Here is a 24,170-nt window from a genome sequence, read left to right on the forward strand (position 1 = left end):
AAGGCGCTCGGGAAGTGGTCCCCGCGCGTGCGGGGGTGGTCCCGCGGCGCCGCGTGCAGCCCGTTCGATTCGGCGGTGGTCCCCGCGCGTGCGGGGGTGGTCCCGCGGTCTCAGCCTCGGTCACCCGCTGCTGCAAGTGGTCCCCGCGCGTGCGGGGTGGTCCCTTGGAGCATGGGTACGGGCGGCGTGTAGACGTGTGGTCCCCGCGCGTGCGGGGGTGGTCCCGAGCTCGCCAAGGACATCAGCGCCATGGCCAAGTGGTCCCCGCGCGTGCGGGGGTGGTCCCAGCACCTCTTCGTCTGGGTGTTCCAGGGCATAGTGGTCCCCGCGCGTGCGGGGGCGGCCCCCAGGGGATCACCTCCCAACGTTGGGAGGTGATGTGGTCCCCCCACGTGCGGGCCTGTTCCCCGAGGCAGGAAAAAGGCGAACCACCTGGTCCGGGGTCCCCGCGCGTGCGAGGGTGGTCCCGCGAACCTGACCGTGACGGGCCTCCTCGCTGTATGGTCCCCGCGCGTGCGGGGGTGGTCCCGCGTTCGAGAAGCGTGGGTTCGGTGAGGCGGCGCTCGGGCCGGGCCGGGCCGGGCCGGAGCGCCGACGTCATCGGGATCAAGCTGTCGTGCGGCTGGGCTGCCGCGAGCTGGTTTGAGGGAGGGGCCGTGTCGAAGGACTCAAGGGACTCGGATGATGGCCTGCCGCCGGAGAAGGAGTGCCCGGACTGCGAGGGTGCGGGGGAAGTCGTATGGGAAGACCAGTTCGGGAACGAGGTCACGACACAGTGCTCCGGCTGCGGCGGCACCGGAACGGTCATCGCGTAGGAGGTGGACATGATGGCGTACCGTGCCCGGTTGGCGAGTGAATTCGTCGGCAAGCTGCCGTGCGGCAACTGCCACAAAGCGCCGATGAAGCTCCCCGGCAGCTCCGTGGGACTGTGCATCCGGTGCTACGGGGTGGAGCGCGACGCCCAGTCGCGGCGGGCCGGTGCCGCCGGCAGGTGGGTGAGCGCCAATTTCGTGGAGGACCCCTGCATGGGGTGCGGCTCCAGCGATGTCGACGCGAACGGCTGGCTGTTCTGGTGCAACCAGTGCGGGATGGAAGTGCAGGTGGCGTCGTAGGCCATCGGTCCGGCGGGGCAGCGGCCGTACGGTGCGGTGCGGCGCGGCTGTGCGGTTACAGGTACTTCTCCAGGACTTCCGCCAGGTGACGTGCGCGGCGCCCGGTGAGCTGGTTGATCTGCGTACGGCAGGAGAAGCCGTCCGCGAGGAACTCCGTGTCCGGCGCGGAATTCCGTACGGCGGGCAGCAGTTGGTCCTCGGCGCAGGCGACGGAGATGTCGTAATGGCCGCGTTCGAAGCCGAAGTCGCCCGCGAGGCCGCAGCAGCCGCCGCTCAGCTCGCCGGTCAGGCCGGCCCGTGCGCGCAGCCGGCGCTCAGCCGCGTCCCCCAGGACCGCGTGCTGGTGGCAGTGGGTCTGCCCGGCGGCCGGGCGGTCCACGCGTGGCGGCTCCCAGTCGGGCGCGTACTCCTCCAGTGCCTGCGCGAAGGTGCGTACGGACGCGGCGATCCCGGCGGCCCGCGGGTCGTCGGACAGCAGCTCAGGAAGGTCCGTACGCAGGGTCGCCGCGCAGCTCGGCTCCAGGACCACCAGCGGGAGCCCGTCCGCCGCCACGGGAGCGAGCGCGTCGGCCGTGCGCCGCATGACGGCGCGGGCCGTACCCAACTGGCCGGTGGACACCCAGGTCAGGCCGCAGCACAGCGGTCCGCCGCCATGGCGCGGCGCTCGCGTGAGAGGTACTTGCTGCGCGAGTCCTACGTTCAGGGCGGCTGCTTGGAGGACACGTACGGCCGCCCGGCCCACCTCCGGGGCGAGGTAGTTCGTGAAGGTGTCGGGCCACAGGACGACCGTAGGCCGCATGGCGACATCCCCCTGCTCGGCTGCACCACCACACTCCACTGCACCACCACCCTCGGCTGTACCACCGCGCTCGGTAACACCCTCGCCCCCGGCATCACCGCCCCGCCCGACAGCACCGCCCCGCCCACCGATCCCGGCAGCCCGCTCGGCCTCCCGGCGCGCCCACCACCGCAGAAACGTCTCCCCGGCCAGCGGCGGCAGGGCCCGCTCGGGCGCGATGCCCGCCAGCCGCTTGCCGACGCCGGCCAGCGGGGTGCGTGCCAGGGCGTTGAGCAGCGGCGCGGCCGGGGCCGCCGCGCGCAGCCAGCGCGGCAGCCGCCCCATCGAGTAGTGCGCGGCGGGCCGCAGCCGCCCCCTGTAGTGGTGGTGGAGGAACTCCGCCTTGTACGTGGCCATGTCCACCCCCACGGGGCAGTCGCTGCGGCAGCCCTTGCACGAGAGGCACAGGTCCAGGGCGTCCCGTACCTCCGTCGAACGCCAGCCGCCGGTGATCACCTCGCCCGCCAGCATCTCGTGCAGCAGCCGTGCGCGTCCGCGCGTGGAGTGCCGCTCCTCGCCGGTCGCCCGGAAGGAGGGGCACATGACCTCGGGGGACGCGTCCGTACGCGAACCGGGCGACGCCGAGCGGCACTTGGCGACGCCGACACACCGGCGCACCGCCGCCGAGAAGTCCCCGCCGTCGTGCGGATACCCGAACGCCACCGGTACCGGCCGCTTCGGCAGCGCCGTGAACCGCAGGTTCTCGTCCAGCCGCGCGGGCCGTACGAGCACGCCGGGATTCAGCCCGCCCGCCGGGTCCCACAGGTCCTTGAACCGCTCGAACAGCCCGACCAGCTCCGACCCGTACATCTTCGGCAGCAGCTCGGCGCGCGCCTGCCCGTCTCCGTGCTCGCCGGAGAGCGAACCGCCGTAGGAGACCACCAGTTCCGCCAGGTCGTGGGAGAACTCCCGGAACCGGCGCACCCCGGGCGCGCTCAGCAGGTCGAAGTCGATGCGTACGTGGATGCACCCCTCCCCGAAGTGCCCGTACGGAATGCCGCGCAGCCCGTACTGCGCCAGCAGGGCGCGGAAGTCCCGCAGGTACGGGCCGAGCCGGGCGGGCGGCACCGCGCAGTCCTCCCAGCCGGGCCACGCCTCGCCGCCGCCGGGTGTCCGGGTGGCGGTTCCGGCCGCGTCCTCCCGTACGCGCCACAGGGCCCGCTGCGCGGCGGGGTCGGTGACAACGGCGCACCCCATGGCGCCGTCCGCCGCCGACACCCGGCACACCTCCTCGGCCCGCGCCCGCGCCTGCCCCGCGCTGTCACCCCCTGTCTCCACGAACAACCAGGCCCCGCCCCGCGGCAGCTCACGCCCGGCCTCCCCCACCAGATCGGCCGCCATCCCCTCCACCGTCAGCGGCTTCAGCGGCAGCAGCGTATGCGCCGCCTCGGCCGCCGCGCTCTCGTCCGGGTAGCCGAGTACCGCCAGCGCCCGGGCGCGGGGTGCGTCCACCAGCCGTACGGCCGCCTCGGTCAGCACCCCCAGCGTGCCTTCACTGCCGGTCAGCGCCCGCGCCACGTCCCGGCCCCGCTCGGGCAGCAGCGCGTCCAGCGCGTAGCCGGAGATCCGCCGCGGCAGACCGGGGTAGCCGGTGCGCAGCAGCGCCAGATCACCGTCCGCCAGCTCCCGTACGCCCCGCGCCAGGCGCTCCGGAAGGCCGTCCGTGCCCCGCCCGGCCCGCACCCGCTCGCCCCCGTACGTCAGCACCTCCAGCTCCCGTACGTTGTCGGCGGTGGTGCCCCACGCCACCGAGTGCGCGCCGCAGGAGTTGTTGCCGATCATGCCGCCGAGCGTGCACCGGCTGTGGGTGGAGGGGTCCGGTCCGAACGTCAGGCCGTACACGCCGGCCGCCCCCCGCAGCTCGTCCAGGACCACCCCGGGCTGCACCACGGCCGTACGCGCCCCGGCATCCAGCGAAACGATCCGCCGCAGGTGCCGGGTGAAGTCCAGCACCACCCCGGCACCGGTCGCCTGCCCGGCGATCGAGGTCCCCCCGCCGCGCGGCACCACCGGCACCCCGCGCTCCCGGCACACCCCCAGCACCGCCGCCACGTCCGCCGCGTCCCACGGCGCCACCACCGCCCGCGGCACCCGCCGGTAGTTCGACGCGTCCATCGTCATCAGAGCCCGGTCCGCCGCGGCCAGGGACACCTCCCCGCGCACCGCGCCCCGCAACGCCCGCCCCAGCTCGACGGTCTCCGTGTGATCAGCGGCCATGCCCCCAGCATGCCCACCACACCGGGCTCATCACCTGGCTCAGCACGTGGCTCATCACCTAACTCGGACCTCCTCGGCGGGAGGTGACCATCCCGGGCACCTGGTGACGCACGACGTCGGCCGCCCCATCGGCCAGTAGGAAGGGGCGGAAGACGTCCCAGGTGGCCGCGGCGGCACGTTCGTGGGAGCGGGCCGCCGCGCGCGGGGCGCGTACCGAGGTGTCCAGGACGAGGCCACGGGCGCCCGGCAGTTGGCCGAGTACGCCGGCCAGGTAGTAACCCGTGCCGCCCCCGATGTCCACGACTGCGCCTTATGTGCCGTGCGCAGGCGCGGCCTCGGCCTGATTACTTGTCGGTGCGGAAGAGACCCGCCGGGTCGTGGGTGGCCTTCAGCTTCGTCAGTCGCTCATAGGTGGGGGGCTCGTACGCGTCGCGAACCGTCCGGGGGTCGTGGTCACCGAAGAGCATGTTGATGTTGCGGCCGATGCGGTAGGGGGCCGTGAGGCCCAGGATCCGGGCGTGAAGGGCTCGTACGGCCTCACGGTCGGTGCCGTCCACCGGGGAGCTGACCCGCAGCAGGTAGCGGGCGTCGCGGTGGCCCACCGCGCTCCCGGGGCGGGGGGAGTCGGCGGCGTCCGTGGGTCCGGCGGCCGGGGTCGCCAATGCGCCGCCCAGGTGGTTGAGCTGGAAGACGCACATGAACGGGGCGCCGGGCCCGGCGAGTGCGGCGGCCTCGCGCAGGGTGTCCGGGTCCAGGTCGGTGAGCAGCGCGTTGTCGCCGTCATAGGCGCGCGGGGTGTCCGGGTCGGCGTGGATGGTGTGCGACTGGGTGTACGGCATCTCGCGCAGGGTGTCGCTCACCCGCGGGCCGACCGCGCGCAGCGGTGCGACCAACCGCTCGCCGTCCTCCACCGAGCCGGTGTAGGCGACGCGGACCGTCAGGAGGTGCCGGCCGCGCAGCGGTTCGGGGAGCTGGGGGATGTCCGGGTAGACCAGGATGCCCAAGGAGGAGGTCAGCGCGTTGGGCAGGTCACGCGTCCAGTCCAGGTACGCGCCCAGCGCCGCGTCGATCAGGTCGGCCCCGAAGACCAACTGCCCGCCGTACAGCCGCCGTACGGGCACCAGGCCGAACTCCATCCCCGTCACGACGCCCAAGCCGTGGCCGCCGCCGAGCAGCGCCCAGAACAGGTCCGGATCACTGTCGGCGGTCACCCGCAGCTCGCGGGCGTCGGCGGTGACCAGCTCGACCGCCCGTACGTGCTCCGCCGCGTAGCCGAACTCCCGGGCCAGCAGGCCCAGGCCACCGCCGAGGGTGTAACCGACCACGCCGACGGCCGGCGCGGAGCCGCTGAGCGGCGCCAGCCCGTGTCGCGCGGCTTCCTCGATCACCTGCGCCCATACGACGCCGGCCGCCGCCCACGCCGTACGGGCTGCCGCGTCCACGCGCAGGCCGGTCATCCGGCGCGTGGTGATCAGCAGGCCGCCCTCGGTGGCGGCGCCCAGGCCGTGGCCGGTGGCCTGCACCGCTACGGACAGCCCGTGGGCGGCGGCGAAGGCCACGGCGGCGCGTACGTCGGCGGCGCCGGCGGCCCCCACGATGACCGCCGGTCGGTGCCGGTGGCCGGTCTGGAAGCCGGAGCGCTCCTCGTCGTAACCGTCGTCGCCGGGGCGCAGGACGGGGCCATGGACCGGGGCGGCGAGGGCGGCGAGGCCGGTGACCGCGGCTTCAGGGAGGGCGGGGGCGGATGCGGACAAGGATGCGGGGGAGGTCCGTGGGGTGTGTGCGAAGAGGTTCATGGCGGCAGAGTCGCGCGATAACTTGACACCTGCCGTCATGTTTTCCGCCGCCCCTTGGAAAGCTTCTCCATGTGAAGTCCGACCGTCTGCTCTCGATCCTGCTGCTCCTCCAGACCCGCGGCCGGGTCCCGGCCGCGGAACTCGCCGAGCGCCTGGAGGTCTCGCCCCGCACGATCTACCGCGACGTCGAGGCGCTGTCCGCCGCCGGGGTGCCGGTCTACGCCGAGCGCGGCCGGCACGGCGGCATCGCGCTGCTGCCCGGCTTCCGTACGGACGTCACCGGGCTGACCACCGACGAGTCCCGTGCCCTGTTCGTCCTGGCCGCGCGGGGCGCGCACGCCGCGCTGGGCCTGGACGAGGCGCTGGGCTCCGCGCTGCGCAAGGTGATGGCCGCGCTGCCCGCGCCGCACCGCCCGGCCGCCGAGCTGACCAGCCGGCGCATCCTGGTCGATCCGGACCGCTGGATGGCGCGCCCGCGCCCGGCCGTGGACCTGGACACCCTGCACACCGCGGTCTTCGCCGACCGCCGGCTGCGCATCCGCTACCGCCACAGCGGCGAGCCCCGTCCCCGTACCTACACCGTCGATCCGTACGGCCTGGTCGCCAAGGCCGGGACCTGGTACCTCGTCGCCGACCGGCGGGGCCGGCCGCGGCTGTTCCGCGCGGACCGGGTGTCCGCGGCCACCGTCACCGACGCCCCCGTACGCCGCCGGGAGGGCGTGGAGCTGGCGGACGCCTGGCGGGAGCTGCGCCGGGAGGTGGAGGAGCGGCCGACGCCACTGCGGGTCCGGGCGCGGGTGCTGCGCAGCCGGCTGGACCTGTTCGTACGCCTCCTGGGGCCGACGCTGGCCGCGCCGCCGGAGCCGGAGCCGACCTCGGAGGAGCCGCCGGAGCCGGACCAAACGCCGGAGGAGCCGACACCCGAGGAGCCGCAGGAGGGAAGGACCGCGGACGAGGAAGGGAGCTGGGTGACGGTCGAGCTGGCCTTCGGCGAGCTGGGCGGCGTACGCCAGCTCCTGCAGTTCGCGGCGTCCGTGGAGGTCCTCTCCCCGCCCGAGGCACGCCAGGAGCTGGCCCGCGCCACCGCCGCCCTCAGTGATCTCTACGCCCGCGAACTCACCTGTCCGCAGCCGCCTCCCCCGTCCGGGACCGCCCCGCTCCCCGTCTCATCCGCTGGACTTCACCCCGTTCCGCGCCCCGCGACGGATTAGGCTTCGTCCGTGGCTGATATCCAGATTCCCGCCGACATCAAGCCCGCCGACGGACGCTTCGGCTCGGGCCCCTCCAAGGTGCGTACGGAGGCGCTCGGCGCCCTGGCCGCCACCGGAAACTCCCTTCTCGGTACGTCCCACCGCCAGGCGCCGGTCAAGAACCTGGTCGGCAAGGTGCGCGAGGGCGTCCGCGAACTCTTCCAGCTCCCCGACGGGTACGAGGTCGTCCTCGGCAACGGCGGCTCCACCGCGTTCTGGGACATCGCGACGCACGGCCTGATCGAGCACAAGTCGCAGCACCTCACCTTCGGTGAGTTCTCCTCCAAGTTCGCCAAGGCCGCCAAGGCCGCGCCCTGGCTGGCGGAGCCCACCCTCGTCACCTCCGACCCGGGCACCCACCCGGAGCCGCGGGCGGAGGAGGGCGTGGACGTCTACGCCCTCACGCACAACGAGACCTCCACCGGTGTCGCCATGCCGATCCGGCGCGTCGCGGGGGCCGACGCGGGCTCCCTGGTCCTGGTGGACGCCACCTCCGGCGCCGGCGGACTGCCCGTGGACATCTCCGAGTCCGACGTCTACTACTTCGCCCCGCAGAAGTCCTTCGCCGCCGACGGCGGACTGTGGCTGGCGGCCTTCTCCCCCGCCGCTCTGGAGCGCGCCAGGTCCGTGCACGCCTCCGGCCGGCACATCCCGGAGTTCTTCTCCCTGCCCACGGCGATCGACAACTCCCTGAAGAACCAGACCTACAACACCCCTGCCCTGGCCACCCTTTTCCTCCTCAACGAGCAACTGGAGTGGATCAACGGGCAGGGCGGCCTGGACTGGGCCGTACGGCGCACCGCGGCCTCCTCGCGCGCCCTCTACGGCTGGGCCGAGGACTCCAAGTACGCGGCCCCGTTCGTCGCCGACCCGGCCAAGCGCTCGCAGGTCGTCGGCACGATCGACTTCAACGAGGAGGTCGACGCGGCGGCCGTCGCCAAGGCGCTGCGCGCCAACGGCATCGTGGACACCGAGCCGTACCGCAAGCTCGGCCGCAACCAGTTGCGCATCGCGATGTTCCCGGCGGTCGACCCGGCGGACGTCGAGGCACTGACCGCGTGCGTCGACTACGTGATCGACAAGCTCTGACCGTAGGAAGGTCCGTGCGCCCGCACATCCGGTCGGCCGGATGTGCGGGCGTACGGCATTTGGGTACCACGCGACCTGCAAAAACCTCCACTCGGGGCGGATCCGTGCTACGTTGATTTCAGTTGCAGTTTTGGTACCCATGAACTTGTGCACCTGACGGGATGTGACCCTCAGGTGCATTTTTGTTATGCCGGTCTTTTCCGGCTGGGCGCATTGCGGCGACGAGGATTCCACACCAGGTGGCATCCGGCACTGCTTCCCAACGAAGGAGAACGACATGGCAACCGGCACCGTGAAGTGGTTCAACTCTGAAAAGGGCTTCGGCTTCATCGAGCAGGACGGCGGCGGCGCCGACGTCTTCGCCCACTACTCGAACATCGCCACCCAGGGCTTCCGTGAGCTCCAGGAAGGCCAGAAGGTGACCTTCGACGTCACGCAGGGCCAGAAGGGCCCGCAGGCCGAGAACATCCTGCCTGCCTGATCACCTGCCTGATCACCTGCCCGGTCGGCGAGACCGGGGGCCGGGGCCCGCTTCCCTTTCCGGGAAGCGGGCCCCGGCCTTTTCCGTCGTTTTCCGGCGGGAAGGCGATCGGAATTCGGTCCGGTGGCCGAATTACGCCGGTCAACGGCCCGGTCAACGGCCCGGTCAGCGGCTGAGCCGCTGGAAGCGCCGTACGGAAAGCGGCAGGAAGACCGCCGTGAGGAGCACCGGCCAGACCACCGCCATCAGTACGGCGTGCTGTTCGATCCAGCTCCCGCCGGACGGAACCGCGTTCCCGAACAGCTCGCGGATCGCATTGGCCGTGGAGGAGACCGGGTTCCACATCGCGATCGCGCCCAGCCACTCCGGCATCATCGAGGGCGGGGTGAACACGCTGGAGATCATCCCGAAGGGGAAGGCGAGCGCGAAGAGGTTGCCCGCCGCCTCCTGGTTGGGGACCAGCAGGCCGAGCAGGACCCCGAGCCAGATCAGCGCGAAGCGCAGGAACAGCAGCAGGCCGAAGGCCCCGATGGCGGCGAGGAGGCCGCCGTCCGGGCGCCAGCCGACGACCAGGGCGATCGACGCCAGCACGGTGAGGTCCAGGGCCGAGCCGATGACGTCGGAGACGCCCCGGCCCGCGACCACCGCCGAGGGCGCCATCGGCATCGAGCGGAAGCGGTCGGTGACGCCGCGGTCCTTGTCGACCGCCACCAGCATCGCGGTGTTCATGAACCCGAAGGACATCGTCATGGCGAACATCCCGGGCATCGCGTACGAGGTGTAGTCGACGCCCTCGCCCACCTCCATCGCGCTGCCGAAGACGTAGACGAACAGGAGGACGGAGATGATCGGGAAGCCGAGCTGCCAGGCGATGTTGGCGGGCTGTTTGGCCAGGTGGGTCAGGTCGCGCCGGACGATGGTCAGACAGTCGGCGACGGCCCAGTAGACCCGTCGCCCAAGGCCGTCCAGAGCCGGGACCGGGCTCGTGTCCATGGTCACGCCACTTCCTCCTTCGCACCGCGCCGCGCGCCGGCCTCCGGGCCGCCCGTTCCGGCAGCCGTACGGTGTCCGGTCAGCCGCAGGAAGACCTCGTCCAGCGTGGGCCGCCGCAGCCCGATGTCCGCCACGCCCACCCCCTCGTCCTGAAGGGTGCGCGCCACCTCGGTCAGCGCCGCCACCCCGTCGCTCACCGGCGCGCTCACCCGTCGCTCCGCCTCCTCCGTCACCGGTCCGGTGCCCGCCGCGGTCACCCGCCCGACGGTCCGTACGGCGTGCGGCAGGTCCGCGGCGTCCCGCAGCACCACGTACACGCTGTCCCCGCCGATCTCCCGCTTCAGCCCCGCCGGGGTGTCCTCCGCGATCGTCCGGCCGTGGTCGATGACCGCGATCCGGTCGGCCAACTGGTCCGCCTCGTCCATGTACTGGGTCGTCAGCAGTACGGTCGTGCCCGCCGCGACCAGCGAACGCACCGACTCCCACACCTCGTTGCGGCTGCCCGGGTCAAGTCCCGTGGTCGGCTCGTCCAGGAAGAGGACGTCGGGCGCCAGGATCATGCCGGCGGCCAGGTCCAGTCGGCGCCGCATGCCTCCGCTGTACGTCTTGACCTGCTGGTCCGCCGCGTCACCGAGCCCGAATCCCGCCAGCAGCTCCGCCGCGCGGGCCCGCGCGCGGCGCCCGTCCAGGTGGAAGAGCCGGCCGAACATCTCCAGGTTCTGGCGGCCGGTCAGGATCTGGTCGACGGCGGCGTACTGGCCGGTGAGGCCGATCCGGCGGCGCACCCGCCCCGGCTCGCGCACCACGTCGTGGCCCGCGACCACCGCTCGCCCGCCGTCCGGGCGCAGCAGGGTGGCCAGGACGCGCACGGCGGTGGTCTTGCCCGCGCCGTTGGGCCCGAGCAGGCCCTGCACGGTCCCGGCGCGGACGACGAGGTCCAGGCCGTCCAACGCCCGCTTGTCGCCGTACCGCTTCTCCAGCCCCTCAACGAGGACCGCCTCGTCCGCCGCCCCGGTGCCCCTCCTGGAGGGGCCGGAACTCGCGGCGGATAAGGGGCTCTTGGGGTTATCAGGGCCCTTGGGGCGCTTGGGCATCGTGGATTTCACGGTTCTCATGACTCCTCCCCGAAACTGGGTACACCGTACTCCATTCCGCGTACAAAGTACCCAGTTTTTTTGCGCGACTTAGGATGGGCCGCACCATGACGACAGAACACAGCGGTGACGGCGACATATCGCGGAGCCTGGAACTGCTCTGGGGCCTGGGCGAACGGCCCAGCCGAGGGCCCAAGCCGGCGCTGTCCCTCGACCGGATCGTCGACGCCGCCGTGGCGGTCGCCGACGCCGAGGGGCTCGGTGCGCTCTCCATGCGGAGGGTCGCCGCCGAACTCGGCGTGGGGACGATGTCCCTGTACCGGTACGTACCGGGCAAGGCCGAACTCCTCGACCTCATGCTCGACAAGATCGTCGAGTTCGACCCCGACGCACACCCGGACCCCTCCGACGGCTGGCGCACCGTCCTGGAGTCGGTCGCCCGCGGCGGACGCCGGCTCCACCAACTGCACCCCTGGCTGCTCCAGGTCGACCAGGCCCGCCCCCTCCTGGGGCCCAACACCCTGACCGGACTGGAATTCGCACTCACCGGCCTGGCCGGCACCGGCCTCACCGACCGCGAGAAGTTCCAGGTCCTGGTCGCCGTGGACGCCTTCGTCACGGGCCACGCCCGCACCCGCCTGAACTCCGCGCAGGCCGAGAAGCGCACCGGCATCAGCGACGAGGACTTCTGGAAGGCCCAGGAACCCGTCATGATCAAGGCGATGGAGACCGGCCGCTACCCCCACCTCGCCGCGCTCGCCGAGGACACCTTCGCCTTCGGCGACAAGGAGGACGACGAGATCTTCGAACTGGGCCTGAAGGGCCTCCTGGACGGCCTGTCAGCCTTCATCGAGCGCCGGGGGCCGGGCCGCCCAAAGAGCCCATAGGGCCTGAGTCTGTAGAGCCTGGGCCTGTGGGGCCTTTCGGCCTGTAGTCCTGTAGGGCGCTTGTAGAGGCGGTACGGCCCGCCGCTCACCTCACGGGCGGGGCCGGGACGGGGGGCCGCGCCACGTACCCGTCCGGACACCGTGGCGCGAGGTGGAACGGCGGCCTCGGCCACCATCAGCATCGTGACGAAACCCTGCCCGAAGAACGTGTACTCCAGTACGCGGTAGCCCAGCGGCCCGGACGGGTCCTCGGCCGCGGTCAGCACACCCCTGCGGCACCACTCGCGCAGATGCGCACCCCGCGCCGCGTCACCGCCGGCCGCGACCGGGTCGATCGCGGCCAGTGCCGCCGCGTCCGGCTCGCCGCCCGCGCGCAGAACGACACCACCGAGGGCCCCACCAACCGTAACCATGCCCGCCATGCTGCCAGTTCGTCCGCGCCGGCCGCCCGGTGCCACCGCTGCGGGCCCGGCACCGGCCTCAGCGGCGGCGCAGGAGTCTGCGGAGGCCGAGGATCAGGAGGGCCGCGACGCCGAGGACCGCGGCGCCGCGCAGGACGTTGCCGGTCGGGCCCGTGCCGGCCCAACTGCCGCCGCCTTTGCCGGCGTTGCTCCCCGGGCTGGACGACGGGCCGGAGGAGCCCGGCTGCCCTGTGGAGCCCGACGAGCCGGTGGCGCCGCCCTTCGCGGCTCCGTCCGGGATCTGGTTGCCGCTCAGGCCCACCGGCTGGACCTCGCTGGACGCGCCCTCCGAGCCGAACATCAGCGTCCGGCCGTCAGGGGTGAAGGAGACGGACTCGCCCTGGCGCTGGAACGGTACGCCCACGCTCCCGATGTCCTTCGGCCGCCCGTTGTGCCAGCGGTACATCCGGGCGCCGAAGTAGCCGCGCAGCACCAGCCGTGAGCCGTCCGGCGAGAAGGCGCCGTCCGTCGCCCACAGGTCGACGTCCGCCACGCGCCGGAAGACGTTGCCGCCAGAGGTGGACAGCCGCTGCGGCCCCTCGTACAGCGCGCCGCCCGACTGCTTCTTGCTCGCGATGTAGACCCGGCCGGTGACGGGGTGGACCATCAGCGACTCCGCGTCACGCGGGCCGTCGTCGTAGGTGACCGTGAACTGGGCCGCCGGGAGCGCCTGGTCGCGCAGTCGGGCCGGCTCGCGGAAGCGGTAGATCCACACATGGCTCCACGTGCCGCCGCGGTTGTCCCCGATGTCGCCGACGTAGACGTAACCGTCCGGGCCGACCGAGACGGCCTCGACGTCGCGCGGGGTGCCGATGCCGCGCAGGGTGACGGTGGCGACCGTACGCCCGGTCCTGGAGTCGACGGCGTAGACGTACGGGCCGTCGTCGCTGTCGTTGTGGGTCCAGTACACACCGGGGTGCGCACGGCTGGCGGCCAGGCCGCTGGACTCGGTGATCCGCGGGTCCTTGATGGTGAATCCGTCGGTTTCCGGCGCGGAGGTCAGCGCGGCGGAAGTTCCCGCAGCGGAGGTTCCCGCAGCGAAAGTTCCCGCAGCGAAAGTTCCCGCAGCGAAAGTTCCCGCAGCGGAGGTTTCCGCAGCGGCCGTCGCGGGCGGCGCGGCGGCCGACAGCAGCAGGAGCCCCGCGGCACCGGCCGCGCACAGTAGCGATCGCATGGTCCAAGCCTGCCATTCCCGCGGGCCGGCCATCCCACGATGGAGTGGCTCTGCGGCGGGAACCGGGCGCCGGGGCCGGGCGGCGTCCATGCTGCCCGCATGGCACCCACCGGCCCCGTCGATCCGAGAACGCCTACGCCCCGTACGGCGAGGGCGCCGCGAGCCCTGCCCCGTACGCCTCCCGACTGTCCGGTCTGCCCCGGTCCGCGGCACTTGTGGAAGGACACCACCGACCTCCACCGCGGCCCGCGGGACTGGGTCTGGTGGTGCTCCGGCTGCCGGCAGCGCTTCGAGCCCGCCGAGGAACACCGCCGGATGTACGCGGGCCGCTGGGGCAGGGGGTGAGCGGCGTGCGGCCGTACGGTACGGACACGGGTACAGGTACAGGTACGGACACGAGTACGGGTACGGGTACAGGTACGGGCTGAGCGCGCGGGCATCCGGCGCCGGCCCGGGCGCGGTTGCCGGCGCGCCCGGCCCACCTGCTTGAATGCAGTATGTTTCTGATGTTCGTCGGCGATTCGATGACCATCGGCAGCGCCGGCGACTTCACCTGGCGCTACCGCATGTGGCAGCACCTGAACCGGACCTATGGCGGCCCGTACCGCATCGTGGGTCCCCGCGCCGAACTCCACGACACCTCCGCCGACCTCCCCGTCTCCCATGACTACGGCGACCCCGCGTTCCCCGGGCACGCCCGCCGCCACCTCGCCGGCTGGGGCGAGGGCTGGTTCCACATGGCACCGCTCATCGGTGACGCCGTCCGCCGCCACCGGGCCGACACGCTGCTGATCTCGCTCGGCCTGATAGACCTCGGCTTCTACACGGACTCCGGGCAGACCATCGAGAACGTACGCCGCTTCGTCGCCGGGGCCCGGGAGGCCAACCCGCGGATACGCGCCGTACTGATGCCCGTCATACCCAACGTACGGGCCCTGAACGACCCCGCCTTCGCCACCGAGTGCGAGCGCTTCAACGAGCTGCTGGCCAAGGCCGTGGCCGACCTGTCCACCCCCGCCTCGCCGCTGCTGCTCGCCTCCACGCCGGACGGGTACGACATCGACCGCGACACCTACGACGGCACCCATCCCTCGCCGTCCGGGGAGCACCGGCTGGCGGCGGCCTTCGCCGACACGATGCACCAGGCGTGGGAGGTGGGCGGTCCCTACGAGCCGCGGCTCTCCTGACGGCGCCTACACCTTGATTCGAGCACGCTCCAGGGCGTTGGCTGGCCTCCATGGAGTACACGCAGCTCGGACGCACCGGACTCAAGGTCAGCCGTATCGTCCTGGGGACGATGAACTTCGGCCCGCTGACGAACGAAGCGGACAGCCACACCATCATGGACGCCGCGCTGGCCGCGGGCGTCAACTTCTTCGACACCGCCAACGCCTACGGCTCCTGGGGCGGGAGCAAGGGCCGTACGGAAGAGATCATCGGCTCCTGGTTCGCCAAGGGCGGCGGGCGGCGCGACAAGACCGTCCTGGCCACCAAGTGCTACGCCAACATGAGCCCGGACGGGCAGGAGAGCTGGCCCAACCACGACCGGCTCTCCGCGCTGAACATCCGCCGCTCCGTCGACGCCAGCCTCAAGCGCCTGGGCACTAACTACATTGACCTCTACCAGTTCCACCACGTCGACCGGCACACCCCCTGGGACGAGATCTGGCAGGCGATCGACGTCCTGGTCCAGCAGGGCAAGATCCTGTACGCCGGCTCCTCCAACCACGCCGGCTGGCACATCACCCAGGCCAACGAGACCGCCGCGCGGCGCGGCAGCTACGGGCTGGTCAGCGAGCAGTGCCTGTACAACCTCGCCGAGCGCCGCGCCGAGATGGAGGTCATCCCGGCAGCGCAGGCGTACGGGCTGGGCGTCATCCCCTGGTCGCCGCTACAGGGCGGGCTCCTGGGCGGCGCACTGCGCAAGGAGCGCGAGGGTGTCGCGGGCCGTACGACCTCCGGTGGCCGCGCGGCCGGGGCGCTGGCCGACCCCGCCGTACGGGCGCGTGTCCAGGCGTACGAGGACCTGGCCGACAAGCACGGGCTGGCGCCCGGCGAGATGGCGCTGGCCTGGCTGCTCACCCGTCCCGGCGTGACCGGGCCCATCGTGGGGCCGCGCACCGCCGACCAGCTCGCCTCCGCGCTGCGCGCCGTCGAACTGAAGCTGCCGGCCGAGCTGCTGGACGCGCTCGATGAGATCTTCCCTGGGCCCGGGCCGTCACCGGAGGCGTTCGCCTGGTGACACCGGACGTGGCCGTGGCGGCGGCCGGCGCTCATGAGGACGACCGGCACCTACGAGGCTGACGGCGCGGGGCGCGTGCTCAGTGCGAGGTGCCTTCTCTGTACGGGGGCACTATCAGCACACATAGCGTTCGGTGCAGAACACGTTCAGCACACAGCACGTTCAGTGCACAGCACGTTCTCAGCGCAGGGCCGCCGCCACGATCACCACGACGAGCAGCACGGCGAAGAGCCCGGACATGATCCGGTTACGAGTCTTGGGGTCCACCCTTCGAGCGTAACCGGCCGTCCCGGTTCCCCAGCGGCCAGGCCGCCACCGTCTCGTACCGGGGCCGCTGCCCGGCCACCCCGTCCACCGGCAGATGGCTCCGTACGAGAACCAGCTCCCCCACCGTCCACTCCTGCCCCCGGAACCCCTCGATGCCCGCCACGAACGGGCGCAGGTCCACTCCGGCCGTACGGTTGCGCGCCAGCGTCAGATGCGGGGCGTACGGGCGCTGCTCCTTCATCGGCACCCCGGCCCGGCGGGCAGCGGCCGAGGCGGAGTCCGCCAGCCTGCCCATCGCCGGCCGGCCGCCCTCGGCGCCCGCCCACACCACCCGGTCGGCGAACCGCCCGCCGCCCGCGATCCGCAGCGGGTACGGCGGGTGGCGGCGGGCCGCCCGAGCCAGCCGCTCGCACAGTTCGGGCAGCAGCTCGGGGTGTACCTCCCCGTAGAACGCGAGGGTGAAGTGCCAGTCGGCCCGCCCGGTCCAGCGCAGCCGGTCGGCGCCGGGCAGCGTGCGGAGCCCGGCCACTTCCGCGGCCAGTTCCCGCACTGCTCCTTCGGGCGGCAGCACAGCGGAGAACAGTCTCATACGGCCAGTCTTACGCGGCTGCCGCGAGCTTCTCCGGCGCGGGCTCGTTCTCCGCCCGCGGCACGAACGCCACATGCCGGTGGCCACGGCGCAGATCGATCTTCAGCCGGAGGCCGCCCACCCGGGCGAGCATCAGGCCGACCCCCGCCGCCGCGGCGACCGAGACCAGCCCGCCGGCCAAAAAGCCGGTGCGCGCCCCGTAGGCGTCGGTGATCCAGCCGACCAGCGGCGCGCCCAGCGGCGTACCGCCCATGAAGACCATCATGAACAGGCTCATCACCCGTCCGCGCATCGCGGGGTCGGTCGCCAACTGCACGCTGGAGTTGGCCGTGACGTTGATCGTCAGGCCGAACATCCCGATCGGGACGAGCAGCAGCGCGAAGCCCCAGAAGGACGGCGCCAGCGCGGCGGCGATCTCCAGGGTCCCGAAGGCCAGCGCCGCGCCCACCAGCAGTCGCAGCCGCGAGGTGCCGCGCCGCGCCGCGAGCAGCGCGCCGGCCAGCGAACCGGCCGCCATCAGCGTGTTGAGCAGGCCGTACGTACCGGCGTCGGCGTGGAAGACGCGGTCGACGAAGGCCGTCAGCCAGATCGGGAAGTTGAAGCCGAAGGTGCCGATGAAGCCGACCAGGACGATCGGCCAGATCAGGTCCGGCCGGCCGGCGACATAGCGCAGGCCCTCACGGAGCTGCCCCTTGCCGCGCGGCGCGCGCTCGATCCGGTGCAGCTCGCCGGTGCGCATCATCAGCAGGGCGGCGACCGGCGCGACGAAGGACAGGCCGTTGAGCAGGAACGCCCAGCCGCTGCCCACGGCGGTGATCAGCGCGCCGGCCACGGCGGGGCCGATCAGCCGGGCCGACTGGAAGTTGGCGGAGTTCAGGCTGACGGCGTTGGGCAGGTCCCGGGGGCCGACCATCTCCACGACGAATGCCTGCCGGGAGGGGTTGTCCACGACCGTGATCAGGCCGAGGACGGTGGCCATCGCGTAGACGTGCCAGACCTGGACGTGGCCGGTGAGGGTGAGGACGGCGAGGAACAGGCCGGTCAGGCCCATCGCCGTCTGGGTGATCAGCAGCAGCTTGCGCTTGGACACCCGGTCGGCGAGGACGCCTCCGTACAGCCCGAAGAGCAGCATGGGCAGGAACTGCAGCGCGGTGGTGATGCCGACGGCGGCGGAGGAGCCGGTCAGGCTCAGGACCAGCCAGTCCTGGGCGATGCGCTGCATCCAGGTGCCGGTGTTGGAGACGACCTGTCCGGTGGCGAACAGCCGGTAGTTGCGTACGCGCAGGGAGCTGAAGGTGCCCTTGCGCGGGGTGCCCTTGCGTGTGGTGCTCGTGCGCGGGGCGTCCGCGGTGCCGTGGCCGGCGGCGTCGGCGGAGTCGTGGTGGGAGTTCGGTGCGGGGGCGGAGTCTGCTCCGGATCCCGTACTCAAAGTGGGTTCGCCTCCTTGGTTCTCTTTCTTATAGCTGGGCGAGCTTCTCCAGCACGGGGGCCGCGGCCCGCAGTGCGGCCCACTCCTCCTCGTCGAGCCCGGAGGCCAGCTCGGTCAGCCATGCGTTGCGCCGGCGGCGGCTCTCTTCGAGCATCGCCTCGGCTTCTTCGGTCTGGGTGACGACCTTCTGGCGCCGGTCGTCGGGGTGCGGTTCCAGCCGGACCAGCCCCTTGGCCTCCAGCATCGCCACGATGCGGGTCATCGACGGCGGCTGTACGTGTTCCTTGCGGGCCAGCTCGCCCGGCGTGGCACGGCCGCAGCGGGCGAGGGTGCCCAGCACCGACATCTCCGTGGGGCTGAGCGACTCGTCGACCCGCTGGTGCTTGAGCCGACGGGACAGCCGCATCACGGCGGACCGCAGGGCGTTCACCGCGGCGGCGTCGTCGGGCACCTCCCAGCCGACCGGCTGGGGGAAGGACAGTTCCGGCATGGTCTTTAGCATAACTCATTACCCTCTCTAAAGAAAGTCTGTTGGTACGGCCCCGCGTTTATCACCCGTACGAGTGAGGACGCAGCGGCACAGGAGACACCTGGCAGCCCGCCGGAACGTCACGGCAACCATGGTGACGGGCGCGGCACAACGCAGGACGAGCGCCCGGGACCTCTCGGTCCGGACGCTCGTCGGGGCGGCTGCGGGCATCGGCCGACGTGGCCGCCGCGGGGCTACTTCACGCCCAGCGCCTGCTCGATCGGGTTGAGCAGGAAGTACACCAGGAAGCAGAGCCCGACGGCGTTCAGCAGCCACGGGATCTCCTTGAACCGGCCGGTGGCCGTGCGCAGCAGGATGAAGGCCAGCACGCCCATGCCGATGCCGTTGGTGATGCTGTAGGTGAACGGCATCGCGATCATCGTCAGGAACGCGGGAATCGCGATCGTGAAGTCGCTCCAGTCGATGTCCTTGATGTTCGCCGACATGATCAGGAAGCCGACGACCAGCAGCGCGGGCGTGGCGGCCTGCGAGGGCACCACGGTCGCCAGCGGGGTGAAGACCAGGGCGAGCAGGAACAGGCCGCCGGTGACGAGGTTCGCCAGCCCCGTACGGGCCCCCTCCCCGACGCCGGCCGTGGACTCCACGAAGCAGGTGTTGGCGGAGGCCGAGCCGGCACCGCCGGCCGCGACCGCGATGCCGTCCACCATCAGGATCCGGCCCATGCCCGGCAGGTTGCCGTTCTTGTCGGTCAGCCCGGCCTCCTCGCCGACGCCGATGATCGTGCCCATCGCGTCGAAGAAGCCCGAGAGCAGCACCGTGAAGACGAACAGGCAGCCGGTCAGCACGCCGACTTCCTTGAAGCCGCCGAACAGGCTGATCTGCCCGATGAGCCCGAAGTCGGGCGCGCCGACGATCTTGTCCGGCACGTTGGGCACGGCCAGGCCCCAGCTCGCGTCCGGGATCGTGGCCACGGAGTTGATGATCACGGCGGCGACCGCCATCGCGACCATGCCGATCAGGATCGCGCCCTTGACCTTCCGTACGGTCAGCACGAACATCAGCGCGAGACCGACGACGAACACCAGCACCGGCCAGCCCTGGAGCTGGCCGCCCTGTCCCAGCGCCAGCGGCACGGTGGTGTGCGCGGCGTCCGGGTTGCGGCTGACGAAGCCCGCGTCGACCAGCCCGACCAGCGCGATGAACAGGCCGATGCCGATCGCGATGGCACGCCGCAGCCCGCCGGGGATCGCGTCCATGACGCGCTGCCGCAGGCCGGAGGCGACCAGGATCATCAGCACCAGACCGGCGAGCACGACCATGCCCATCGCGTCCGGCCAGCTCATCTTGGGGGCGAGCTGGAGCGAGACGACCGCGTTGATGCCGAGCCCGGCGGCGACGGCGATCGGTACGTTGCCGATGACGCCCATGAGGATGATGGACAGCCCCGCCATCAGGGCGGTGGCCGTGACGAGTTGGGCGTTGTCCAGGTGGTGTCCGAACTTGTCCTGGCCGGCGCCGAGGATGATCGGATTCAGCACGACGATGTACGCCATCGCGAAGAACGTGGCGAGGCCGCCGCGCAGCTCACGGGAGACCGTCGACCCCCGCTCGGAAATCTTGAAGAAGCGGTCCAGCCCGCCTTTCGGCTGCTGCGGACCCGGGATCTTGGCGGTGTCGACCGGCTTGGTGGCCGAGGGGGACATGCGAGGACCTCAGTCGTACGGGCCTGTGGAGGCGCGGGGGCCTGAACGGCCCGGAACACAAACGTGAACAACCGGATCAGATTGGATGATCACACGAATCAAACCAGTCGGATCCGGATAGGTTCAGTATGAATAAACAAGTCGATGATCGCTATCTCCGCGCGTAGACCCCTGTGACTCCTGAGGCGTTCGGGCAGCCGTCACCCGGCGGCCGTCCACCGCCGGACGGCCGCCCCCCTCCGTGTCACCCCCGCCACGTAAGCTGACCCCATGTGGAAGAAGTCCGAGCTGCGTGAGGCCCCGGCGCCTCTTGAGGGCCCCGTCGTCGGCACGATCACCGGCGGCACGATCATCTGGTTCGTGCTCTTCCTCGCCCAGCTCCCCTTCTACGGCTGGTTCGCCGACAACCACCACACCTGGTGGGTGTGGACGTGCCTGGCCGGCGGCAGCCTCGGACTGCTGGGCATCTGGTACGTACGCAAGCGCGACGCCGCCATCAAGCGCGCCGCGGCACAGGCGGCGGACCGGCTGCCGGACCGCGCGGACGCGTCCTGAGCCACCGGGGTTGAGCGGTCCGCGGGTAAGAGCGGGTAAGAACCGCCACCGCCTTCGTCTCTCCGTTCAACGGGTGAATTGTCCCTGTCGCCCGTACCGTCGAAAGCATGACGCAGCGGGCGAGGACCGAAGTCGAGGGCCCCGGAACGGGCGGCGGACCGGCCGCCCGCCAGGACGCCGGCGATCAGCCGCGACACCCCGGCCTGAGCGCCGACGAGGTCGCCGAGCGGGTCTCCAGAGGCGAGGTCAACGACGTCCCCGTACGTTCCTCGCGCTCCACCTCCGACATCGTCCGCTCCAACGTCTTCACCCGCTTCAACGCCATCATCGGCGTACTGTTCGTGATCATCCTGATCGTCGGGCCGATCCAGGACGGGCTGTTCGGCTTCGTCATCGTCGCCAACACCGGCATCGGCATCGTCCAGGAACTGCGCGCCAAGAAGACCCTGGACAGCCTCGCCGTCATCGGTGAGGCCAGACCGAAGGTACGGCGCGACGGCGAGACGGCCGAGATCCCCACCTCCGAGGTCGTCCTCGGCGACGTGATCGAACTCGGGCCCGGCGACAAGGTGATCGTCGACGGCGAGGTGCTGGAGACCGACGGCCTGGAGGTCGACGAGTCCCTGCTGACCGGCGAGGCCGACCCCGTACTGAAGAAGACCGGCGAGACCCTGATGTCCGGCAGCTTCGTCGTGGCGGGCGGCGGCGCGTTCACCGCGACCAAGGTCGGGCGCGAGGCGTACGCGGCCCGGCTCGCCGAGGAGGCGTCGCGCTTCACCCTCGTCCACTCCGAGCTGCGTACCGGCATCAGCAAGATCCTCAAGTACGTGACGTGGATGATGGTCCCCACCGCGATCGGCCTCATCCTCAGCCACCTGTTCACGCTGAACATGCCCGGTGACGCCGCCGTACGCCGGATGGTCGCCGGCATCGTCCCGATGATCCCCGAGGGGCTGGTCCTGCTCACCTCCGTGGCCTTCGCCGTCGGCGTGATCCGGCTCGGCCACAAACAGTGCCTGGTCCAGGAGCTGCCCGCGATCGAGGGGCTGGCCCGGGTCGACGTGGTCTGCCTGGACAAGACCGGCACACTGACCGAGGGCGGCATGGACGTCGGCGAACTGCGGACGCTGAACTCCTGCGACGAGCAGCGGATCAAGGAGGTGCTGGGCGCCCTCGGCGCGTCCGACCCACGCCCCAACGCCTCCCTCCAGGCGATCATCGACGCCTACCCCGACTCCGGCCGGTGGCACCGCACCGACGCGCTCCCCTTCTCCTCGGCCCGCAAGTACAGCGGCGCGGCCCTGCGCGAGGCCGACGGGGACGGCGGGGCCGGCGGAAAGGACGGAGCCGACGGGCAGAGCACCACCTGGCTCCTGGGCGCCCCCGACGTCCTGCTGCCCTCCGGCGACCCGGCGCTGGCGGACACCGAGGAGCTCAACGCCCAGGGCCTGCGGGTACTGCTGCTGGCCCGCACCGACCGTGGCCTCAAGGACCCGGACGTGGCGCGGGAGGTGGAGCCCGCCGCGCTGGTCGTCCTCGAACAGCGGCTGCGACCCGACGCCGCCGAGACGCTGCGCTACTTCGAGGAGCAGGGCGTCCAGGCCAAGGTCATCTCCGGCGACAACGCGGTCTCGGTGGGCGCGGTGGCCGGCAAGCTCGGGCTGCCGGGCGCCGGGTCGACCGTGGACGCCCGCGAACTGCCCTCCGAAAAGGACGAGATGGCGGGTGCGCTGGAGGACGCCACGGTCTTCGGCCGGGTCACCCCGCAGCAGAAGCGGGAGATGGTCGGGGCGCTCCAGTCACGCGGCCACACCGTCGCGATGACCGGCGACGGCGTGAACGACGTACTCGCCCTGAAGGACGCGGACATCGGTGTCTCGATGGGCGCGGGCTCCGAAGCGACCCGGGCCGTCGCCCAGATCGTGCTGCTGGACAACAGCTTCGCCACCCTGCCCTCGGTGGTCGCCGAGGGCCGCCGGGTCATCGGCAACATCACCCGCGTGGCCACGCTCTTCCTGACCAAGACGGTCTACTCGGTGCTGCTGGCCATCCTGGTCGCCTGCTGGCAGATCCCCTACCCCTACCTGCCCCGGCACCTGACGCTGCTGTCGACCCTGACCATCGGCGTCCCGGCGTTCTTCCTGGCGCTGGCCCCCAACAAGGAGCGCGCCAAGCCGCACTTCGTCCGGCGGGTGATGCGCTACTCGGTCCCCTCGGGCCTGATCACGGGCGTCGCCGCCTTCGTCACGTACATGATCGCCCGCGCCCATTACACCGGCCCCGACGCGCTGCCGGCCGAGACCAGCGCGGCGACACTGACCCTCTTCCTCGCCGCCATGTGGGTCCTGGCGATCATCGCCCGCCCCTACACCTGGTGGCGCATCGGTCTGGTGCTGGCGATGGCGGCGGGTTTCCTGGTCGTGCTGGTCACGCCCTGGCTCCAGCACTTCTTCGCCCTGCGGCTGGTCGGCACCACCATGCCGTGGGCAGCGGTGGGCATCGCCGCCGTGACGGCGGTCGCGCTGGAGTTCACCTGGCGCTGGACGGCCCGCAGGTTCCCGGACTGAGTGACCGTCCGGGAACCTGCGGGCCGTTCGAGGCCGGCGCGGCGCGCGCGCCGGCCTCGCTCATCCGCTTACGCGTCGGGTCAGCGGACCTCGACGTAGATCCAGCCCGAAGTGACGGCCTGGGTCGTGACGTTGCCGGCCACGGACCAGCGGTAGTCACCGGACGCGCTCGCCTTGACGTTGAGCTTCACGGAGCCGTTCGCGGCGGCCTTGGCGGTCTTGACGTTGGTGATCGCCTTGGCGCCCTTCTTGCGGAACTGGAGCGTGGCGTTCTGGTGGCCGTACGCGGAGTACTGGCCGTTCCTCCAGTCCACCCGCTTGAGCGAGCCGGAGACGGTGACGTCCTGGCCCTTCTTCGCGGGCTTCGGGGTGGCGGCGGCCGACATGGAGGCGGCACGCTTGACCGAGAAGGTCTTCGCGGAGAACTTCTGCCAGATGTCACCGTCGTTGCCGATGGCCCAGGCGTGCACCTTCCAGGTGCCGGCCAGCTCGTTCTTGTACAGCGGGTAGAGCGCTCCGAGCTTGACGGTCGCCGAGCAGGTGGCGGACGTACGCGTGTAGGAGCACTTCAGGTCGGCCCGGATCGCGGCCTGGGCCTTCTTCAAGGCGGTGCCGCGCCAGAGCTGGAGACCCACACCGCCGTACTGGCGGTAGATGCCCGAACGGTCCGTGGCCTTGAACGAGACCTTGACGGACTTGTCGCCGGCCCCGACCACCACGTCCTTGCCGCCGTTGACGGTCAGGTTGGTGATCCGGGTGTCGCCCTTCATCTTGTCGGCGTGCGCGGCCGGAGCGGCCAGCGCACACAGGGCGGCGGTCGAAGCGAGCACGGCGACGGACGCGCTCTTGCGCATGTGTATCCCCCACAGGATGAGAGTGCGCGTGGCGCCCAAATGCACCACGCGCAACAAGTGGCTCAACTGTACGATTCGTCGC

At 71.6% G+C, this 24,170-nt stretch carries 20 protein-coding genes and 1 pseudogene; 10 read left to right on the forward strand and 11 right to left on the reverse strand.

Annotated elements, in window-relative coordinates; translation table 11 throughout:
* Nucleotides 1-845 precede the first annotated feature (845 nt).
* Entirely contained in the window at nucleotides 846-1,112 is a 267-nt protein-coding gene (locus KGS77_RS13525) for a hypothetical protein (RefSeq protein WP_242581272.1), read from the forward strand.
* A 55-nt stretch (nucleotides 1,113-1,167) separates the two neighbouring features.
* Here the strand turns inward: KGS77_RS13525 and KGS77_RS13530 are convergent, their stop codons facing one another.
* The 3 genes and pseudogenes from KGS77_RS13530 to KGS77_RS13540 form a co-directional block, all read right to left on the reverse strand.
* Nucleotides 1,168-4,167 (reverse strand): FAD-binding and (Fe-S)-binding domain-containing protein, encoded by a 3,000-nt coding sequence (locus tag KGS77_RS13530; protein ID WP_242581274.1) that lies wholly within the window; start codon nucleotides 4,165-4,167, stop codon nucleotides 1,168-1,170.
* Between the two features lie 109 nt (nucleotides 4,168-4,276).
* A pseudogene (locus KGS77_RS13535) lies at nucleotides 4,277-4,471 on the reverse strand (methyltransferase type 11); the annotation flags it as partial.
* Nucleotides 4,472-4,511: 40 nt separating this feature from the next.
* Nucleotides 4,512-5,963 (reverse strand): FAD-binding protein, encoded by a 1,452-nt coding sequence (locus KGS77_RS13540; RefSeq protein WP_242581276.1) that lies wholly within the window; start codon nucleotides 5,961-5,963, stop codon nucleotides 4,512-4,514.
* Between the two features lie 71 nt (nucleotides 5,964-6,034).
* Here KGS77_RS13540 and KGS77_RS13545 point away from each other — a divergent pair, with 71 nt between their 5' ends.
* From KGS77_RS13545 to KGS77_RS13555, 3 genes are all read left to right on the forward strand, one after another.
* The gene (locus KGS77_RS13545) at nucleotides 6,035-7,174 is read left to right on the forward strand and encodes a WYL domain-containing protein (protein ID WP_242581278.1); all 1,140 of its coding nucleotides are present in this window, start codon (nucleotides 6,035-6,037) and stop codon (nucleotides 7,172-7,174) included.
* A gap of 9 nt (nucleotides 7,175-7,183) precedes the next feature.
* The gene (gene serC, locus KGS77_RS13550; protein WP_242581280.1) at nucleotides 7,184-8,302 is read left to right on the forward strand and encodes a phosphoserine transaminase; all 1,119 of its coding nucleotides are present in this window, start codon (nucleotides 7,184-7,186) and stop codon (nucleotides 8,300-8,302) included.
* A gap of 277 nt (nucleotides 8,303-8,579) precedes the next feature.
* Nucleotides 8,580-8,783: a cold-shock protein gene (locus tag KGS77_RS13555; RefSeq protein WP_042152846.1), complete on the forward strand. Its 204-nt coding sequence runs from the start codon at nucleotides 8,580-8,582 to the stop codon at nucleotides 8,781-8,783.
* Between the two features lie 165 nt (nucleotides 8,784-8,948).
* Here the strand turns inward: KGS77_RS13555 and KGS77_RS13560 are convergent, their stop codons facing one another.
* Both KGS77_RS13560 and KGS77_RS13565 read right to left on the reverse strand, forming a co-directional pair.
* Nucleotides 8,949-9,776, reverse strand: a complete 828-nt coding sequence (locus tag KGS77_RS13560) for an ABC transporter permease (protein ID WP_242587457.1) — start codon at nucleotides 9,774-9,776, stop codon at nucleotides 8,949-8,951.
* A 2-nt stretch (nucleotides 9,777-9,778) separates the two neighbouring features.
* Nucleotides 9,779-10,882, reverse strand: coding sequence for an ATP-binding cassette domain-containing protein (locus KGS77_RS13565; protein ID WP_242581282.1), 1,104 nt, complete (start codon nucleotides 10,880-10,882; stop codon nucleotides 9,779-9,781).
* A gap of 95 nt (nucleotides 10,883-10,977) precedes the next feature.
* Here KGS77_RS13565 and KGS77_RS13570 point away from each other — a divergent pair, with 95 nt between their 5' ends.
* A complete protein-coding gene (locus tag KGS77_RS13570) occupies nucleotides 10,978-11,757 on the forward strand; it encodes a TetR/AcrR family transcriptional regulator (RefSeq protein ID WP_242581284.1) in 780 nt (259 codons plus the stop codon).
* A gap of 480 nt (nucleotides 11,758-12,237) precedes the next feature.
* Here the strand turns inward: KGS77_RS13570 and KGS77_RS13575 are convergent, their stop codons facing one another.
* Complete coding sequence (locus tag KGS77_RS13575; protein ID WP_242581286.1) at nucleotides 12,238-13,392, reverse strand: esterase-like activity of phytase family protein; 1,155 nt, start codon at nucleotides 13,390-13,392, stop codon at nucleotides 12,238-12,240.
* A gap of 99 nt (nucleotides 13,393-13,491) precedes the next feature.
* Between KGS77_RS13575 and KGS77_RS13580 the strand changes: the two genes are divergently transcribed.
* The 3 genes from KGS77_RS13580 (at nucleotide 13,492) to KGS77_RS13590 (ending at nucleotide 15,634) form a co-directional block, all read left to right on the forward strand.
* Nucleotides 13,492-13,737 (forward strand): hypothetical protein, encoded by a 246-nt coding sequence (locus KGS77_RS13580; protein WP_242581288.1) that lies wholly within the window; start codon nucleotides 13,492-13,494, stop codon nucleotides 13,735-13,737.
* A gap of 152 nt (nucleotides 13,738-13,889) precedes the next feature.
* Nucleotides 13,890-14,579, forward strand: a complete 690-nt coding sequence (locus KGS77_RS13585; RefSeq protein ID WP_242581290.1) for a GDSL-type esterase/lipase family protein — start codon at nucleotides 13,890-13,892, stop codon at nucleotides 14,577-14,579.
* A gap of 50 nt (nucleotides 14,580-14,629) precedes the next feature.
* Nucleotides 14,630-15,634: an aldo/keto reductase gene (locus tag KGS77_RS13590; protein ID WP_242581292.1), complete on the forward strand. Its 1,005-nt coding sequence runs from the start codon at nucleotides 14,630-14,632 to the stop codon at nucleotides 15,632-15,634.
* Between the two features lie 247 nt (nucleotides 15,635-15,881).
* Here KGS77_RS13590 and thpR read toward each other — a convergent pair whose 3' ends face one another.
* The 4 genes from thpR to KGS77_RS13610 all read right to left on the reverse strand — a co-directional run bounded on the left by thpR (nucleotide 15,882) and on the right by KGS77_RS13610 (nucleotide 20,112).
* Nucleotides 15,882-16,490 carry an RNA 2',3'-cyclic phosphodiesterase gene (thpR, locus tag KGS77_RS13595; protein WP_242581294.1) on the reverse strand — a complete coding sequence of 203 codons (609 nt, stop codon included), beginning with the start codon at nucleotides 16,488-16,490 and terminating at the stop codon, nucleotides 15,882-15,884.
* 10 nt (nucleotides 16,491-16,500) lie between these two features.
* Nucleotides 16,501-17,919, reverse strand: coding sequence for an MFS transporter (locus tag KGS77_RS13600; protein WP_242581296.1), 1,419 nt, complete (start codon nucleotides 17,917-17,919; stop codon nucleotides 16,501-16,503).
* Between the two features lie 28 nt (nucleotides 17,920-17,947).
* Nucleotides 17,948-18,409 (reverse strand): MarR family transcriptional regulator, encoded by a 462-nt coding sequence (locus tag KGS77_RS13605; protein WP_242581298.1) that lies wholly within the window; start codon nucleotides 18,407-18,409, stop codon nucleotides 17,948-17,950.
* 233 nt (nucleotides 18,410-18,642) lie between these two features.
* Nucleotides 18,643-20,112: an NCS2 family permease gene (locus KGS77_RS13610; RefSeq protein WP_242581300.1), complete on the reverse strand. Its 1,470-nt coding sequence runs from the start codon at nucleotides 20,110-20,112 to the stop codon at nucleotides 18,643-18,645.
* A gap of 270 nt (nucleotides 20,113-20,382) precedes the next feature.
* Between KGS77_RS13610 and KGS77_RS13615 the strand changes: the two genes are divergently transcribed.
* Nucleotides 20,383-20,667, forward strand: coding sequence for a DUF2530 domain-containing protein (locus KGS77_RS13615; protein WP_242581302.1), 285 nt, complete (start codon nucleotides 20,383-20,385; stop codon nucleotides 20,665-20,667).
* 107 nt (nucleotides 20,668-20,774) lie between these two features.
* Nucleotides 20,775-23,234, forward strand: coding sequence for an HAD-IC family P-type ATPase (locus KGS77_RS13620; RefSeq protein ID WP_242581304.1), 2,460 nt, complete (start codon nucleotides 20,775-20,777; stop codon nucleotides 23,232-23,234).
* Between the two features lie 80 nt (nucleotides 23,235-23,314).
* Here KGS77_RS13620 and KGS77_RS13625 read toward each other — a convergent pair whose 3' ends face one another.
* Complete coding sequence (locus KGS77_RS13625) at nucleotides 23,315-24,088, reverse strand: calcium-binding protein (protein WP_242581306.1); 774 nt, start codon at nucleotides 24,086-24,088, stop codon at nucleotides 23,315-23,317.
* Nucleotides 24,089-24,170: the final 82 nt, after the last annotated feature.

This window comes from Streptomyces sp. MST-110588 (assembly GCF_022695595.1).
GTDB lineage: Bacteria > Actinomycetota > Actinomycetes > Streptomycetales > Streptomycetaceae > Streptomyces.